The 14926-nt window shown below is 72.7% G+C and carries 9 protein-coding genes; 6 read left to right on the top strand and 3 right to left on the bottom strand.

From position 1 onward, the window contains the following. Nucleotides 1-17: 17 nt before the first annotated feature. Nucleotides 18-1250: an ADP-ribosylglycohydrolase family protein gene (locus tag OG884_RS08165; RefSeq protein ID WP_326643739.1), complete on the bottom strand. Its 1233-nt coding sequence runs from the start codon at nt 1248-1250 to the stop codon at nt 18-20. Between the two features lie 137 nt (nt 1251-1387). Further along, nucleotides 1388-1744, bottom strand: coding sequence for a hypothetical protein (locus OG884_RS08160; RefSeq protein WP_326643737.1), 357 nt, complete (start codon nt 1742-1744; stop codon nt 1388-1390). Nucleotides 1745-1971: 227 nt separating this feature from the next. On the opposite strand from OG884_RS08160, the gene OG884_RS08155 reads away from it, so the two are divergent. Then, the gene (locus OG884_RS08155; protein WP_326643735.1) at nt 1972-2256 is read left to right on the top strand and encodes a hypothetical protein; all 285 of its coding nucleotides are present in this window, start codon (nt 1972-1974) and stop codon (nt 2254-2256) included. Between the two features lie 40 nt (nt 2257-2296). Here the strand turns inward: OG884_RS08155 and OG884_RS08150 are convergent, their stop codons facing one another. Beyond that, a complete protein-coding gene (locus OG884_RS08150) occupies nt 2297-3274 on the bottom strand; it encodes an SCO6745 family protein (RefSeq protein WP_326643734.1) in 978 nt (325 codons plus the stop codon). A gap of 1809 nt (nt 3275-5083) precedes the next feature. Between OG884_RS08150 and OG884_RS08145 the strand changes: the two genes are divergently transcribed. From OG884_RS08145 to OG884_RS08125, 5 genes are read left to right on the top strand one after another with little or no spacing between them, the layout of a single operon-like run. Next, nucleotides 5084-5968: a DUF1702 family protein gene (locus tag OG884_RS08145; RefSeq protein ID WP_326643732.1), complete on the top strand. Its 885-nt coding sequence runs from the start codon at nt 5084-5086 to the stop codon at nt 5966-5968. Between the two features lie 20 nt (nt 5969-5988). Continuing rightward, complete coding sequence (locus tag OG884_RS08140; RefSeq protein ID WP_326643730.1) at nt 5989-7863, top strand: FG-GAP repeat domain-containing protein; 1875 nt, start codon at nt 5989-5991, stop codon at nt 7861-7863. 31 nt (nt 7864-7894) lie between these two features. Then, complete coding sequence (locus OG884_RS08135) at nt 7895-8830, top strand: enediyne biosynthesis protein UnbU (protein WP_326643728.1); 936 nt, start codon at nt 7895-7897, stop codon at nt 8828-8830. After that, nucleotides 8827-14505, top strand: coding sequence for an SDR family NAD(P)-dependent oxidoreductase (locus OG884_RS08130; protein WP_326643726.1), 5679 nt, complete (start codon nt 8827-8829; stop codon nt 14503-14505). The genes OG884_RS08135 and OG884_RS08130 overlap by 4 nt, the downstream gene beginning before the upstream one ends. After that, entirely contained in the window at nt 14505-14915 is a 411-nt protein-coding gene (locus OG884_RS08125) for an acyl-CoA thioesterase (protein WP_326643724.1), read from the top strand. The genes OG884_RS08130 and OG884_RS08125 overlap by 1 nt, the downstream gene beginning before the upstream one ends. Nucleotides 14916-14926: the final 11 nt, after the last annotated feature.

Here is a 14926-nt window from a genome sequence, read left to right as displayed (position 1 = left end):
GGAGGCGACGGCCCCGGTCATCGGGTGTATCGGGCGACGCGCAGCCGGTGTAGCCGTTCGACCAGGTCGGTGGGGCGGTCGAAGTCCACCAGGGGGAGCCAGGTGAGAGTGTCGAGCTCCTCCGGGGCCATCGCGCCCCGGATTCCGCCGACCAGCGCGGCGACGGTGTCGGTGTCGCCGCCGAGGAGGACGGAGTGGCGCAGCGCCGAGTCCAGATCCGCTGTCGTGCTCAGCACGTGGACCACGGCGGCGGTCGTCTCCAGCGCGTCGAGGCTGACGCCTTCGGCGGGAGAGGTCCAGTTGCCGGCGAGGGCGGCGCGGACGGCGGTGGGCTCGCCGTAGCGACCGGCGACCCAGTCGGCCTCGGCCTCGGCGGCGGCCAGGACCGCGGCGAGTCCCAGGCCTTCGATCGCCCTGGCGGCCATCGCGGCGACAAGGCAGGCCGCGGCGATGGCCTCCGGGGCGCGGTGGGTGCCGATCGCCAGCGCCTCCACCAGGTGACGGCGCAGGTCGGAGGCGGTGGCGGGAGTGGTCCAGCCGACCGGGAGCATGCGCATCGCCGCGCCGTTGGTGGCGCGCTGGCCGGGGATCGGCTCGGGCAGGGCACCCGTCTCACGGAAGTGCTCCAGGGCCCGGCGGGTGGTCGGGCCGATGCCGCGGATCTCGTCCTCCGCGGCGGCGAGCCGGGCCAGGAAGGCTTCGGCGGTCGGGTCACCCTCGGTGTCGGCCAGCAGCTCGCAGACCAGGAGCATCTGGGCGGTGTCGTCGGAGGTCGCGCCGCGCGGCCAGCCCCGCCGGGTGGCCGGGATCTCACCGATGCGGTCGGCGTCGATCGCCGCCGGGGCCGAGCCCTCCCAGGGGACGCCCAGCGCGTCGCCCGCGGCGAACGCCGTCATCGCCCGCCCGATGCGCTCGGCGCCGTCGAGGCGGCCCGCCGGGGACGTGGCCTCGGCGTGGCCTCGGGTCACCTTCGCGTGTGGCGGGCGTGGGGTCACCTTCGCGTATGGTGGGCGTTCTCCCTGGTCACGGGCGAGCGAGGTAGATTTGGGGAGCCGTTCCTCTGGTTGCTGCACCGCTACATGGTAGTTCGTGAGCACCTGGTGAGCCTGCGATACGAGTTCCGGCGTGATGTTCGTGACGGCGTGACGCGGCGACCGGTGGAGGGCGGGCCGCTGTTCCCCGAGGACGGGGGTGACGAAGGAGAACGCGGTCAGCCGCCGGAAGGCCGTCATCGTCGCGGGGAGGTTCATCTCCGCTTTCAGCCGGAGGAACAGGTCGCCGTCGAACGACTGGGTGGCCGACTCCCCGTCCCGTGAGAGCCGAAGAGGCTCCGATCCGGGCGCTCACGGCCCGGGCCGGAGCCCGTGGTCCTGCGGTGTGGCGATGATCAGCCGACGTTGGCGCAGATCGCGTAGACGCTGATGCCGACGTCGTTGTAGCCGGGCTGGCGTCCGAGGCCGATCCAGCCGCCACCGTCATCGGTGGGGAAGGAGCCCACCAGGACGGCCTGGTTTCCCTGTGCCTCGGCGCCGCCGCCGACGACCTTCTTTCCGGCGGGACACCTCACCACCCGGCGCTGGAAGTTGGGAACGTTGGCGTTCGGAAGCTTGACGATCTGGTATCCGGTGAAGTCGGCGGCGGCCGGCACGGAGGCCGTGGCCGGGGTGGTGACGGTCAGCGCGGTCAGGCCCGCGATGCCGACGGCGACGCTCAGGGCGGTGGTCACGAGTTTCCTGCTTCGCATGATCTCTCCTGGGGGACCGGGGATTCCTGAATGGTCACGCATAGTAAATTGGTCACCGCTCTGCGTGTCCAGTCTTGGTTCTGTCGCCGCTTCGCCAGTTGTGCCGGTCTTGTCGATCGGGTACGCGCGTGACGGGTGGGGGCGCCGCGTAGGTGGGGGCGGCGTGTGCGCGAGGGGCTGGACGGGCGTGGGAGCCGGGGGCGTGCGGAGGTGCGGTGTGCCCGGAGGTGGCGTCGGGGGCCGGTGCCGGGCTTGGCGGGGTGGGGGTACGGAAGGTGGAAACGGGCACCGTCAAAGCTGGGACAGGGGGGGAGACCTACGCCTACTTCGCCACCGACCCGGTGACGGGCTGGGAGCACTACACGCAGGGCGCGGGGCCGCAGTCCTCCTCGGGAACGCTCGGCAACCTGTCCGGAGGCCAGGTGAAGGTCGAGGTCTGGAGCGCCATCGGCAACGGCACCACCTCCCTCGGCGTCGGCAACCAGTCTCTCGTACGGCTGCCGTTCAGCTGATCCGCGACGGGGCGGCGGGTTCACCGCCGCCCCGTCACCCTCAGTTGATCTGCGAGGGGAAGGCCGGGAGCGAGAGCTCCCGGCCGTTCTCGTTTCCGGTGGCGGACGGCAGGGGCAGGCCGATCGGGCTCAACGGCGGCAGGAAGCCCGACTTCACGACGGCGCAGGCCAGCGGGCGGAGCAGCCGGGCGAGGACGGAGGTCCGCTCGTCACCGAGGGCCCGCCAGGGACCGGCCGCGGCCTCGTCGGTCAGCCGTTCGATCCGCTCGCGCACCCGCGTGCCCTCGGACGTGAGGCCGCCGGAGGCGTCGACCCACCCGCGCTCGCGCAGGGCGGCGGCACCGGACTCCCACTCCTCGTCCGGCCAGGGGCGCGCCGCGCGCAGCAGGGCCATGTCGGTCTCACCGGCGGCGACCTTGAGCAGGTGGGCCTGGATCGGGGGGACGCCGTGGGTGATGAGCGCGGCCACGTGCCCGTCGCCCCGGTGCTCGCGCAGCGTGGTCGCGGCCTGCCAGAGCAGCAGGTGCGACTCGCCCGGCGCGGGCAGCGCCTGGTTGGCCGCGCTCAGCACCCGGCCCGCGGTGTCGGCGAGGCCGGCGGCCTGCCAGGCGAGGTCGGCTGCCGCGCGCAGGTCGTCCGGGCCGGTCACCTCGTCGGTGAGCAGGTTCCGCAGCGCCGCCCTCGCCCCGTCGCGCCGGGCACGGAGCACGTCGCCGGGTGTCGCGAACGTCCATGCGTCGGGGAGCGCCCTGGACACCTTGGCCGGGGGGAAGCCGTGGAAGGCGGCCGTGACGACGTCTGGGCCGACCGGCCCGAGCGGCGCCGCCCGGGCCGCGAAGTACCCCATCCAGAAGCCACGCATGCCAACCGCGTCGGACGCCGCCCGAGCCTCCGGGGCGAAGTAGGTGACGGCGTGCAGGGGCTCCAGCAGCTGCCACATGACACGCGGAACGTTCGGTTCGTGCTCCGGCACGGTCTCACACCCTGTCTCGTGGATCCTGGCGGATCGGCTGTGCATGTTCATACGGTACTCGGCGAAATAACCGTTGATCTCCCGTTGGGAGATCCGCTCATATGGTCCGAACCCTGACCTGATCAGCGGAGATGGGTCACCTTTCCGGTAAGGCTGGGTCTTCTCAAGGGATGCCGTGCGGGTTGTCGAGAACTCAGAGCGAATTGTGATCCCAGACGGTTCGCCCTCTGTCGCCGCACTCCCGGTGCCACCGTCATGTCCGGTCGTCCAGCCCTCCCGAGTCGATGGAGAGCCGCGCGTGTCGGTCACTGAAGGTGACACCGGCGGCGGCGCCAGACCTGGGCGGCCGCTCCGGTGACCGGGGAGGGGGAGCCCGCCCTCACTCCACCGGCCTCCCGGCCCCGCGGCTCTAGCGGCACCTCGCTCCCTCGCCGAGCTTTCGACCCTGAACCTGGGTGGTGCCGTGCGGCGAGTCGCCTGCCGCGCTCCCGTACCCCGGAAGGCGGTGGTCGGGGGGTGAGCCGGCCCGGGGCTCTTTCCTCGCTGGATGAGCCGCGACGGTGCCGTCGCCGCGCGGGGAAGCCGGGGCATGATATAGCAAACGGGGTTGGTATGCCCCGGAAGTAGGAGCCAACCGTTATTTACCTTTGTGCACGGTTGTTGGGGAATCTGGAAATTGGTGGTAAATCATCCCGGCGCTGCGGGGCCATGGCAGAGGGCCCGGCGGGGCGCTTTCCAAAGTCGACATTGTTCATGACTACAAGTAAAGAGAACGGTGGAGAAGGGGGTTGTCTGGGCTCCATGTGGTAGGGCCTCGGGGGGAGGCGGCCTCTTTCTCCTAGATGGATCGTTCCAGTGGACGTCGAGTCCGGTCTCATGGCGCATGACGGGAAGATCTCCCGGATCGGGGCCGGCCTGGGGTGGGGGGCGGCCAGGGGTGGGGGCGGTAAGGAACCCGCTGGGCGCGGGCGCCGGAATGCCCGTCGCATGGAACCTCGGGGCCCTCTGTGGGATCGCCGGTGACGGCGGAGCCGAAATCGTCAGTGAAGTTCGCCTGTCGAAAAGGGTGTTCATGAAGCCCGTGATCTGGCCGGGGCGACTTATGTGAGAACGGCGGGAAGAATGCGCCGTGACAGCCGGAATTCCCGGAGGAGGACTGAATGGCGCCCGGCATGAATGTGTCGAGATGTTTGATAATTGCTATATTAAAAATAAGCGGCAAATAGCGAAGAGTGGATGTCGGGTTCTTTTTGAAACGCTCTCGGGATGCCGCTGATTCGTGACCGGACGCAACCCGTGAGGCGGGTACGACCACGGCGTGCGGCCGGACGGTCGTGCGCACGGCCCCGGAGGCCTCCGGGGACTTCCGGGCGGGGCACGTCGGGGCCCGGTCGGAGGTGACCGCGGGGCCGTCGCCGGTGAGCGGCCGCCTGGATGTGCCGGAGTCGCCGTCAACAAGGTGCGGACCAGGGGCGTTCCCCAGACCGAGAGAGTTGCGTTCTCTGGCCGGAGCGATTGTCGCGGACTCGGCGAGGGGGCGGACCGGACCGGCGGGAGATCGTCCCGGGGTGATCCGTCGTGCGGATGGCCACTCCGATGGCCATCCGGGCGGGTTGCTACAGATTTCAAAGTGAGGAGCCCTACCCTGAGTCGCTGGTCAGGGGGTAAATTTCCTGTTAACTGCTGGTTTGTCGCCCCCATGTACTTATCCCGCCCCCTTACCCAAAGTCAAGGTCTTGCCGATCGCTATTGATGCTGATAGTCATTCTGGGTAGGACATTCGGCTGAATCGGCTCTCCGAAAATCGGTTCTCCGAGAGGGGCTGTGGCGATGCGGTCACTATTGCCATACGGGATGGCGGACTTCGAACGGCGCGGTTTCCGGACCGATCACGCAGCGGCCCGGGCGATTCTGGAGGAACGCGCCAGGAGCTTTCTTGACGGATTCAACCTCGCAGCCTTCCGCTGGTCGGACATCCACGAGGCGCTCGCCACGGTGCCGGCGGAGAACCGGGGGTTCGCCTACGAGGGCGCGGCGATGTACGCGGCCTATCGTGACCTGCCCAACCCGCGGCGAGACAGCGCGCTCCACCGGCTGCTCGACGGGCCGGGGCGGGGCTACCCCCACCTCATCCACGTCGGCGCGGGCTGGGGGCTGACCCCCGCCCGGCTGCCGGCGCCGCTGCGGCTACCGGGGACCCCGCTGCTGCGGTGGCTGGCCCTTGACGGCGCGGGGTTCGGCGAGGTGTTCTTCGGCGGCCTGCGGGCGCTGGCCCGACGCAGCCGCAGGGCGCCCACCGCCAGGGGGGCGATCCGGCTGGCGGGCTGCGGCCGGGCGCTCTGGTTCGCCGAGTCCGCCGACGTCGCCGGGGTGGCGGAGGTCATCGGCCGTCAGCCGGGAGTGGCTCGCACCGAGCTCTGGAGCGGAATCGGCCTGGCATCGGCGTACGCCGGGGCCACCACGGAGGCCGGGCTGGAGGCGCTGCTGGCCGCGGCCGGCCCCTCGGCGCCGGCCTTCGCCCAGGGGGTCGTCTTCGGGGCCACCGCCCGCGTCCGCTCGGGCATCGTCCCGGCCCACACCGAGCTCGCCTGCCGCGTCGTGCTCGGGGTCGACCTTGACACCGCGGCATCCTGGGCCGACCGCACCGCCGCGGACCTCGACCACTCCTACGACGCCGCCGCCTACCAGGAATGGCGGGCCCGGCTGAGAGGTATCACCGCCGCCCGGCAAGCCGCTTGAACCTCCGATCGGAGAACGGAATGGTCCACACCATCCTGCGCAGGAGCGTGCCGGCCACGGTCGCGATCGTCCTCTGCGCCGCGCTGGGGTTTCTCACGCTGCGGCCGAGCATCGCGACCGGAGAGGCCACCCGGCTCGCCGGGCGCTACTCGTTTGAGAGCCTCGACCTGAACTCGGCCCCGCCCCAGGCCCGCACCGAGCGTGTCGTGGCCCCCGGCCTCCGGGACATCAGAGGCTGGATCTCCGCGGTCGGCGCGGCTGTGGCTCTGACGGACCTGCGTGGGCTCGGCCACTCCGGCGACGTCTGCCTGGTGGACCCCCGCGACGACAGCGTCACGCTCCGGCCGGCCCCCCGGTCGGGCGGCACGCCGTACCCGCCGGTCGAGCTGCGGCCCTCGGGCGGTGTGCCGTACGACGCGACGATGGCGCCGATGGGGTGCGTCCCCGCCGACCTCGACGAGGACGGCGACACCGACATCCTGGTCTACTACTGGGGCCGGTCACCGGTCGTCTTCCTCAACACCCGGCCCGGCGTCCCGGCCGCCGCGGGCTTCACCGCCACAGAGCTCGTCGAGCCCATGCAGGTGTGGAACAGCACGGCACTCAACATCGCCGACGTCGACGGCGACGGGCACCTCGACGTCCTGGTCGGCAACTACTTCCCTGACGGGGCCAGGGTGCTCGACCCGACGGCGGCCGACGACAGCCGCATGGCGATGCAGCACTCGATGAGCCTGGCGCGCAACGCCGGCGGCAACCGGATCCTGCTCGGCAGGCCGACGGGCGCCCGCGACACCCTGCCCCGGTTCACCGACGTCGGCACGGCCCTCGACGACGACGTCGCGCGTTCGTGGACCCTCGCCTTCGGCCTGCAGGACCTCACCGGAGACCTGCTGCCCGAGATCTACGTCGCCAACGACTTCGGGCCCGACTTCCTGCTCGCCAACGAGTCCACGCCCGGCCACCTGCGCCTGCGGGCCGTGCCCGGCACGCGGACCCTGACCATGCCCAAGTCCAAGGTGCTCGGCCACGACTCGTTCAAGGGCATGGGGGTCACGTTCACCTATCCGGGCGGTACCGGCCTGCCGATGATGATGGTCAGCAACATAACCAGCGAGTACGCCCTGCAGGAGAGCAACTTCGCCTTCGTACCGGTCGGCGGTCCCGGCGAGCTCGCCTTCCGCGACGACAGCGAGGAGCTGGGGCTCTCCCGCAGCGGCTGGGCCTGGGACGTCAAGTCCGGTGACTTCGACAACGACGGCACCGACGAGATCCTGCAGGCCACCGGGTTCCTCAAGGGCGAGAAGGACCGCTGGCCCGAGTTGCAGGAGCTCGCCATGGGCAACGACGACCTGCTCGACCTGGCCGGGGCCTGGCCGAACTTCGGGCCCGGCGACGACCTGTCCGGCCACCAGCACAACCCCTTCTGGGTCAGGACTCCCACCGGCCGCTACGCCGACCTGGCGCCCGCCCTCGGACTCGACCGGCCGGACGTCAGCCGGGGGTTCGCCCTGGGCGACGTGAACGGGGACGGGAAGCTCGACGCCGTGGTCGCCAACCAGTGGGAGAACTCCCGTCTCCTGCTGAACCGGTCCGAGGGGCCTCCCGGAATCGACCTCGAACTCGTCGTGCCGGCCGCCGGCGGAGGCACCAGGGCCGCGGTCGGCGCGCAGGTCGAGATCACCGGGCCCGTACGGCAGAAGACCCAGCTTTATCCGGCCAACGGGCACGCCGGCGCCTCCGCGTCGCGGGTCCACCTGGCGGCGCCCACCGGCTCCGCCACGGGGATGGTGACCTGGCGCGACGCGGCGGGCACGCACAGCGCTCCGATCTCGCTCACGGCGGGCCGTCACACCCTTCTGCTCGGCTCCGACGGAACGGTGGCGACGCGATGACGACCACTCAGAAGGAACGGCGGTTAACGCGATGACCACCACGCTTCCCCAGCCGGAGATCCAGCTCCCACCCCCCTCCACGCCTGAGCAGGCGGCCCCGCCGGTCGACATCCGCCTGAAGGCGCTGCAGCGGTTCGCCATATCGATCACCATCCTCACGATCCTCGGCCACGCGGTGCTCGGCTTCGAGCAGGCCCCGATCACGCCGATCGTCTCGGTGCTCGCCGCCTACGCCGTCGAGCTGCTGATGGAGACGTTGAGCGCGTGGTCGAAGGGCCGGCGTCCCGGCTACGCGGGCGGCCCACGCGCGCTGGTCACCTTCCTGCTGCCCGCGCACATCGTTGGTCTGGCCTGCGCCATGCTCCTGTACGGCAACGCCTCCGTCTGGCCGTACGTCTTCGCGGTGGCGGTGGGCATCTGCCTCAAGCACCTGATCAGGATCAAGGTGAACGGCTCCGCGCGGCACTTCCTCAACCCGTCGAACGCCGGCATCGTCGTCACCCTGCTGCTGTTCCCCTGGGTGGGCATCGCCCCGCCCTACCAGTTCACGGCGAGCATCAGCGGGGCGCTGGACTGGTTCGTCCCGCTCGGGATCCTGATGCTCGGCACCATGCTCAACGCGAAGCTCACCGGGAAGATGCCGCTCATCGCCGGGTGGGCGGGCGGTTTCGCGGCGCAGGCGGTCATCAGGTGGCTGCTGCTCGACCACTCCCCGGTGGGCGCGCTGCTGCCGATGACGGGGGCGGTGTTCGTCCTCTACACGAACTACATGATCACCGATCCGGGGACGACGCCGGTCAAGCCGCGCAACCAGATGATCTTCGGTGCGACGGTGGCCGCGGTCTACGGCGTGCTCGTCACCCTTCACGTCGCGTTCGGTCTGTTCTTCGCATTGGCGATCACCTGCCTGCTGCGCGGGGCGGTACTCCTCGTGGGCCGGGTCCGCAGGGAGAAGGCGGCACGATGAGTCCTGCGAACACCCGGATCGCCGTCGTCGGGATGGCCTGCCGCTACCCCGACGCGGTGAGTCCGGACGAGCTGTGGCAGACGGTCCTCGGCGGGCGGCGGGCGTTCCGCCACCTCCCCGAGGCGCGCACGCGCGTCGCCGACTACCGGGGAGAGGGGCCCGACTCGATCTACTCCGGCCAGGCCGGTGTGCTGCGCGACTGGGAGTTCGACCGGAGCCGCTTCCACATCTCGGGCCCGCTGTACCGGGCGGCCGACCACACCCACTGGCTCGCGCTGGAGACCGCGGCGGACGCCCTCGCCGACGCGGGCTTCCCCGACGGCGACGGACTGGAGCGCGACCGCGTGGGGGTCGTCCTGGGCAACTCGCTGACCGGCGAGTTCAGCCGGGCCTCCGCGCTCCGGCTGCGCTGGCCCTTCCTGCGCCGGGCGGCGGCCGCCGCGCTGGCGGGTAGCGGCCTGGAGTCCGACGCGGTGTCCGCGGTCCTCAGCCGGCTGGAGAACCTGGTGAAGGACCCGTTCCCCGAACCGGGCGACGAGACCCTCGCCGGGGCGCTCAGCAACACGATCGCCGGGCGGATCTGCAACCACTTCGACTTCCGCGGCACCGGTTACACGGTCGACGGCGCGTGCTCCTCCAGCCTGCTCGCGGTGATGACCGCGTGCCGGGCGCTGGCCGACGGGGATCTCTCCCTGGCGCTGGCCGGGGGGGTGGACCTCAGCCTGGACCCGTTCGAGCTGGTGGGCTTCGCCCGGGTGGGCGCGCTGGCCCACGGGGAGATGCGCGTCTACGACGCCGACCCGACAGGCTTCCTGCCCGGCGAGGGCTGCGGGATCGTCGCGCTCATGCGCACCGAGGAGGCCGAGCGGCGCGGGCTGCGCGTCTACGCGTACCTGACCGGCTGGGGCAGCTCCTCGGACGGCGCGGGCGGGCTCACCCGTCCCACGGCGCGAGGGCAGGCCCTCGCCATGCGGCGCGCCTACCGCCTCGCGGGGACCGACCCCGCCGAGGTGGGGTTCGTCGAGGGCCACGGGACCGGCACCGCCGTCGGCGACCGTGTCGAGATCGAGGCCCTCACCGAGGTCAGAGGCCGGGGTGCGGCGCGCGCGGCCCTCGGCAGCGTCAAGGCCAACATCGGGCACACCAAGGCGGCGGCGGGCGTCGCCGGGCTCATCAAGGCGGCCCTCGCGGTGCATCACCGGGTGCTTCCCCCCTCGACGGGTACGCGCGAGCCGCATCCCCTGCTCGGGGAGGCGGGGGTGCCGCTCCGGCTGCTCGCCGAGCCCGAGCCGTGGGACCGGCCGGTGCCCAGGGCCGCGGTGTCCTCGCTCGGCTTCGGCGGGATCAACGCGCACCTGGTCCTTGAGGGCACCGGGCGCACCCCCGCCAGGTCGCTCTCCCCGGCCACCCGCCGCTGGTCGGCGCCGGTCCCCTCCCACCATGTCGTCGCACTGGCCGCCCCCGGCACCGGCGCGCTCGCCGGTCTCCTGCGGGACGTGGCGGGGCTGGCGCCCGCGCTCAGCCAGGCGGAGCTGCACGACCTGGCGCTGACCTCGCAGGCCGGGTTCGGTGGCGGTGCCGCCCGCGCCGCCCTGGTGGCCGGGACCCCCGACGAGCTCGCGCGCGCCGCGGAGGCGGCGCTGGACAGGACCGGGGAATGGGACGGCGGGCTCGTCGTCGACGCGGGAGGCGGCTTCGCGCTCGCATCGGGACCGCACGCCCGGGTGGGACTGCTCTTTCCCGGGCAGGCGGCGCCGGTCCGCGAGACCCTCGCCGCCTGGGCCGGCGGCCTCGCCGTCCCCGACTCGCCGGTCGCGCTGCGTGACGGCGACCCCGACACCGCGATCGCGCAGCCCGCGATTCTGCGACAGTCGCTCGCAGCCCTCGCCTGGCTCGACGCGATCGGCTGCGAGCCCGTGGCGGCGGTGGGACACAGCCTCGGCGAGATCGCCGCCCTTACCTGGGCCGAGGCGATCACCCCTGGCGACGCCATGCGCCTGGCCGCCGCCCGCGGCCAGATCATGGCCCGGCACGGCACGCCGGGTACCACCATGGCGGGCATCGCGGCCCCGCCCGAGCGGGTCACCGAGTTGCTCGCCGGGACCGGGGCGGTCGTCGCGGCGCTCAACGGCCCCGCCCAGACCGTCGTCGCGGGACCGGTCGAGGACGTGCGCGCCATGGTCGCCCGCGCTCGCGCGGAGGGGACGGAGGGAGCCGTCCTGGCGGTCTCCCACGGATTCCACAGCCCCGCGATGCGCCCCGCCGAGGCGCCGCTGCGCGAGTTGCTGGACACGATGACCGTGCAGGCGGCGCGGCGACGGATCATCTCCACGGTCACCGGCCTTCCGTACGGCGACGGCGACGGCGACGGCGACGGCGACGGCGGCGGTGGCGGTGACGGCGATCCGGCGGCGCTGCTGGTCGACCAGCTCACCCGCCCGGTCAGGTTCGCCGAGGCACTCGCGCGCCTGGTGCGCGAGTGCGACCTGCTGGTGGAGGCGGGACCGGGAACCACCCTGTCCGGCCTGGCCGCCGGACTGCCCGCGATCTCGCTCAGCATGGACTGCGGCGGCGACCCCAGGCGCCAGGCACTCGTCACCGCGGCCCTGGCGGTGTCAGGGAACGCGGACCTGCCGGGATGGGCCGCCGGGCGCGCCTACCGGCACCTTCCCATCGACAGCTCGCCGAGCTTTCTGGCCAATCCGTGCGAGACCCTCCCCTGGGACGGGACCTCCGGGGACGGGCCGCCTGCCGAGGTCGCGTCGCCCCGGCCGGTGGCCGAGATCGACGAGGCACCCGTGGCCGAGGCTGGGAGCGGGGCCGGGAGCGGGGCCGGGGCCGGGAGCGGGGCGACCACGGACCTGAACCCCCTGGAATGCCTGCGCGAGGAACTGGCGGCAGGGCTCGAACTGCCGCTGGAGACCATCAGGCCCGCCAGCTCGCTCCTGGGTGATCTGCACCTCAACTCGCTACAGGTGGTCCGGCTCGTGGGCCGGGCCGCGAAGGCTCTCGGCAGGCAGTTGCCCGCCGTCCCGCTGTCGCTCGCCGAGGCGTCGGTGGCCGAAGCCGCCGAGGTACTCGCGGCCCTGCCGTCCGCGGGGGAGGAGAGCACCGAGCACGTCGAGGGCGTCGGCGGATGGGTGCGGGCCTTCCGGCACGAGTGGGTCCCCGCCGATCCTGCGGGGCCGACAGGGGAGCCGGTGTTCTCGCTCCCCGCCGAAGCCGGCCCTGAAGCCGTGGCCGCGCTGCTCACGGAGATCGCCGAGCGCGCTCCCGAGCGGCTCGTGCTCCGCCACGACGGGCACCCGGCGGCCGAGGCCGTCGGCCGCAGCCTCGCGGTCGAGCTCCCGCGCACGTCCGTGACGGTCCTGCGCACGGCGGGAGGCGAAGAAGGGCCGCCGGTCGGCGCGGAGCACGGGTACGCCGAGCTCAGACGGCTGCCGGACGGTTCGTACCAGCGGGTCCGCACGGTGCCGCACCCACTCTCCGCGAGCGGCGGGCCGCCCATCGGCGTCGGCGAGGTCTGCCTGGTCACCGGCGGTGCCACCGGCATCACCGCGCACAGCGCCGCCGCCCTGGCCGAGCGGGCCGGATGCGTGCTCGCCCTGCTCGGCCGCAGGCCCGCCGACGATCCCGAGGTCGCCGCCGCACTGGCGGACCTGCGGACCCGGGTCCGGGCGGTCTACCTTCCCTGTGACGTCACCGACCCCGCCCAGGTGCGGGCGGCGCTCGCCGCCGCCGCCGAGCACGGGCCGGTGCGCGGCCTGATCCACGGGGCGGGCGTCAACCTTCCGCAGAGCCTGTCCGCCGTGACAGCGGAGACGCTCCGGGCGCATCTGCGTCCCAAGGTGGACGGGCTGCGTGTGCTCCTCGCCGAGGCGGGAGAGGGGTTGAGCCTGGCGGTGGCCTTCGGCTCGATCATCGGCAGGCGCGGCCTGGCCGGGCAGTCGGAGTACTGCCTGGCCAACGACTGGATGCGGCACGTGGTCGAGGACTGGGCGGCCGACCACCCGTCCTGCCGCACCCACCTGCTGGAATGGTCGCTCTGGTCCGGGGTGGGAATGGGCGTCAGGCTGGACACGGTCGACGCCCTCCGGCGGCAGGGCATCACCGCCATCGCCCCGGACGAGGGCGCGGCCGTGTTGCTCGACGTGCTCGGCGACGCGGCGGCGCCCACCACGCTCCTGCTGACCGCACGCTTCCCCGCCGGCCCGACCCTCGCCGTCGACGGGCCGCCCGCGCCCCTGCTGCGCTTCACCGAGCGGGAGCTCACCCGTACCCCCTGCGTCGAGGCCGTCTACCAGGCCGATCTCGGCGCTCGCACCGACCCCTACCTCGACGACCACCGGATCTCGGGCACCCGGGTGCTTCCAGCGGTCGTCGGCCTGGAGGCGATGGCCCAGGTCGCCACCGCCGTGGGCCACGGCGGTGAGCAGTGGTCCTTCGAGAACGTCCGCCTGCGCGCGCCCGTCATCGTCGACGGTGACGCCCCGCATCCGGTACGGCTGGCCGCGCTCGCCGGGCCGGACGGCACCGGTGTCGTCCTGCGCGACTCGGCGGACGGCTTCACCACGGACCGCTTCACCGCCAGGCTGGTCCCTCCTGCCCTCACGCCTGCCGCCACGCCCGCCCTCACGCCTGCCGCCACGCCCGCCCCGGTGGGCGCTTCCGCCGCGCACGGCTTCTACGACAACGGCCTGTTCTTCCACACGGGCAGGTTCCGGCGGGTCGCCTCGTACGGCCTGCTGACCGCGTTCCGGGTGGAGGCGGAGATCGAGGGTGGGGCGGACGACTGGTTCTCCTCCTTCCACTCGCCCGATCTGCTGCTCGGCGATCCGGGGCGGTACGACGCCGCAATCCACGCGCTGCTGGCCTGCGTGCCGCACCGTGAGGCGCTCCCCGTCGGGATCGACAGGTTCACCGTCTGGCGGCGGCCTTCGGGGGGCTGCCTGGTCCGAGCCGCGGAGCGGGAGCATCACGCCGGTGAGTACGTCTTCGACATGGACCTCGTCATGGACGACGGGCGGATCTGTGCCCGCTGGGAGGGACTGAGGCTGCGCGCCACGGGCCCCAGGGCGTGGCCGGGTTCGCTGCCGCTGTCCCTCGCCGGGCCGTGGATGTCGCGGCTGCTCGCCGAGAACGGCCTCGCCCGGCGCGTCGAGCTGGCCGCCGTGCCCGGACGCAGACAGGACGGCGCCGCGGCCGGGCTCGCGACCCGGCTCACCGCCGGCGCCGCCGGCGCCGACAGCGCCGGTGGTGCCGTGTGGCACGACGCGCGCGGCGCGCTGCGGGCGCCCACCGGGGGAGTGAGCGCCTCGTACACCGCGGGCCACGTCCTCGTCGGGGTGGCCGACCACGCGATCGGGGTCGACTGGCAGGACACCTTCGGCATCGCGGACAGCGAGTGGCCGGACCTCGTCGGCGAGCGTGGCACCGCGCTCGCCGACGCCCTCGCGGCCAAGACCGGTGAGGGGCAGGCGATCTGCGCCGCGCGCTCCTGGACCGCCAGGGAGTCGCTGGCGAAGGCAGGGAGCGCCCCCGACGAGCCACTGCGCGTCCACCAGGTCGGCCGCGACGGCCTCGTCGTGCTCACCGCCGGGGGCTGGTGCTGCGCGACCGCGCTCGTACCCGGTACCGGGGTCATGGTCGCGACCGCGGTACCCGAGGAGATCTGATGCGCGCATACCGCCACGTCCACACCGTCACCTTCGACGAGACCAACCTCGTGGGCAACGTCTACTTCGCCCACTACCTGCACTGGCAGGGGCACTGCCGGGAGCACTTCCTCGCCGAGCACGCCCCCGGGGTCCTCAAGTCCCTCGCTGACGGCACGCTCGCGCTGGTGACCCTCGGCTGCGACATGACCTACTACGAGGAGTGCTTCGCGCTCGACAAGATCGAGGTGCTCATGACTCTGTCCGCGGTCAACGGCAACCGTATCGCGATGAACTTCGACTTCCGCCGGGGCGGAGTCCAGGTCGCGCGCGGCTCCCAGTCCGTCGCCTGCATGCGCAGGACCCCCACCGGCGTCGCCCCCGTCGCCCTGTCCGCCGAGCTGTCCGCCGCACTCAACGCCTTCGCCTGATCCCCCGTTCC

The sequence above is a fragment of the Streptosporangium sp. NBC_01755 genome (genome assembly GCF_035917995.1).
In the GTDB taxonomy this organism is placed as follows: domain Bacteria; phylum Actinomycetota; class Actinomycetes; order Streptosporangiales; family Streptosporangiaceae; genus Streptosporangium.
Note: the sequence above shows the minus strand (reverse complement) of the source record. Positions and strands in the feature narration are given on the sequence as shown.

Bases quoted from the DNA above. Each gene is read 5' to 3' on its own strand.
- OG884_RS08140 (WP_326643730.1), top strand. From the start codon at position 5,989: ATGGTCCACACCATCCTGCGCAGGAGCGTGCCGGCCACGGTCGCGATC.
- OG884_RS08145 (WP_326643732.1), top strand. From the start codon at position 5,084: ATGGCGGACTTCGAACGGCGCGGTTTCCGGACCGATCACGCAGCGGCC.
- OG884_RS08150 (WP_326643734.1), bottom strand. From the start codon at position 3,274: ATGCACAGCCGATCCGCCAGGATCCACGAGACAGGGTGTGAGACCGTG.
- OG884_RS08160 (WP_326643737.1), bottom strand. From the start codon at position 1,744: ATGCGAAGCAGGAAACTCGTGACCACCGCCCTGAGCGTCGCCGTCGGC.
- OG884_RS08135 (WP_326643728.1), top strand. From the start codon at position 7,895: ATGACCACCACGCTTCCCCAGCCGGAGATCCAGCTCCCACCCCCCTCC.
- OG884_RS08125 (WP_326643724.1), top strand. From the start codon at position 14,505: ATGCGCGCATACCGCCACGTCCACACCGTCACCTTCGACGAGACCAAC.
- OG884_RS08165 (WP_326643739.1), bottom strand. From the start codon at position 1,250: ATGAACCTCCCCGCGACGATGACGGCCTTCCGGCGGCTGACCGCGTTC.
- OG884_RS08130 (WP_326643726.1), top strand. From the start codon at position 8,827: ATGAGTCCTGCGAACACCCGGATCGCCGTCGTCGGGATGGCCTGCCGC.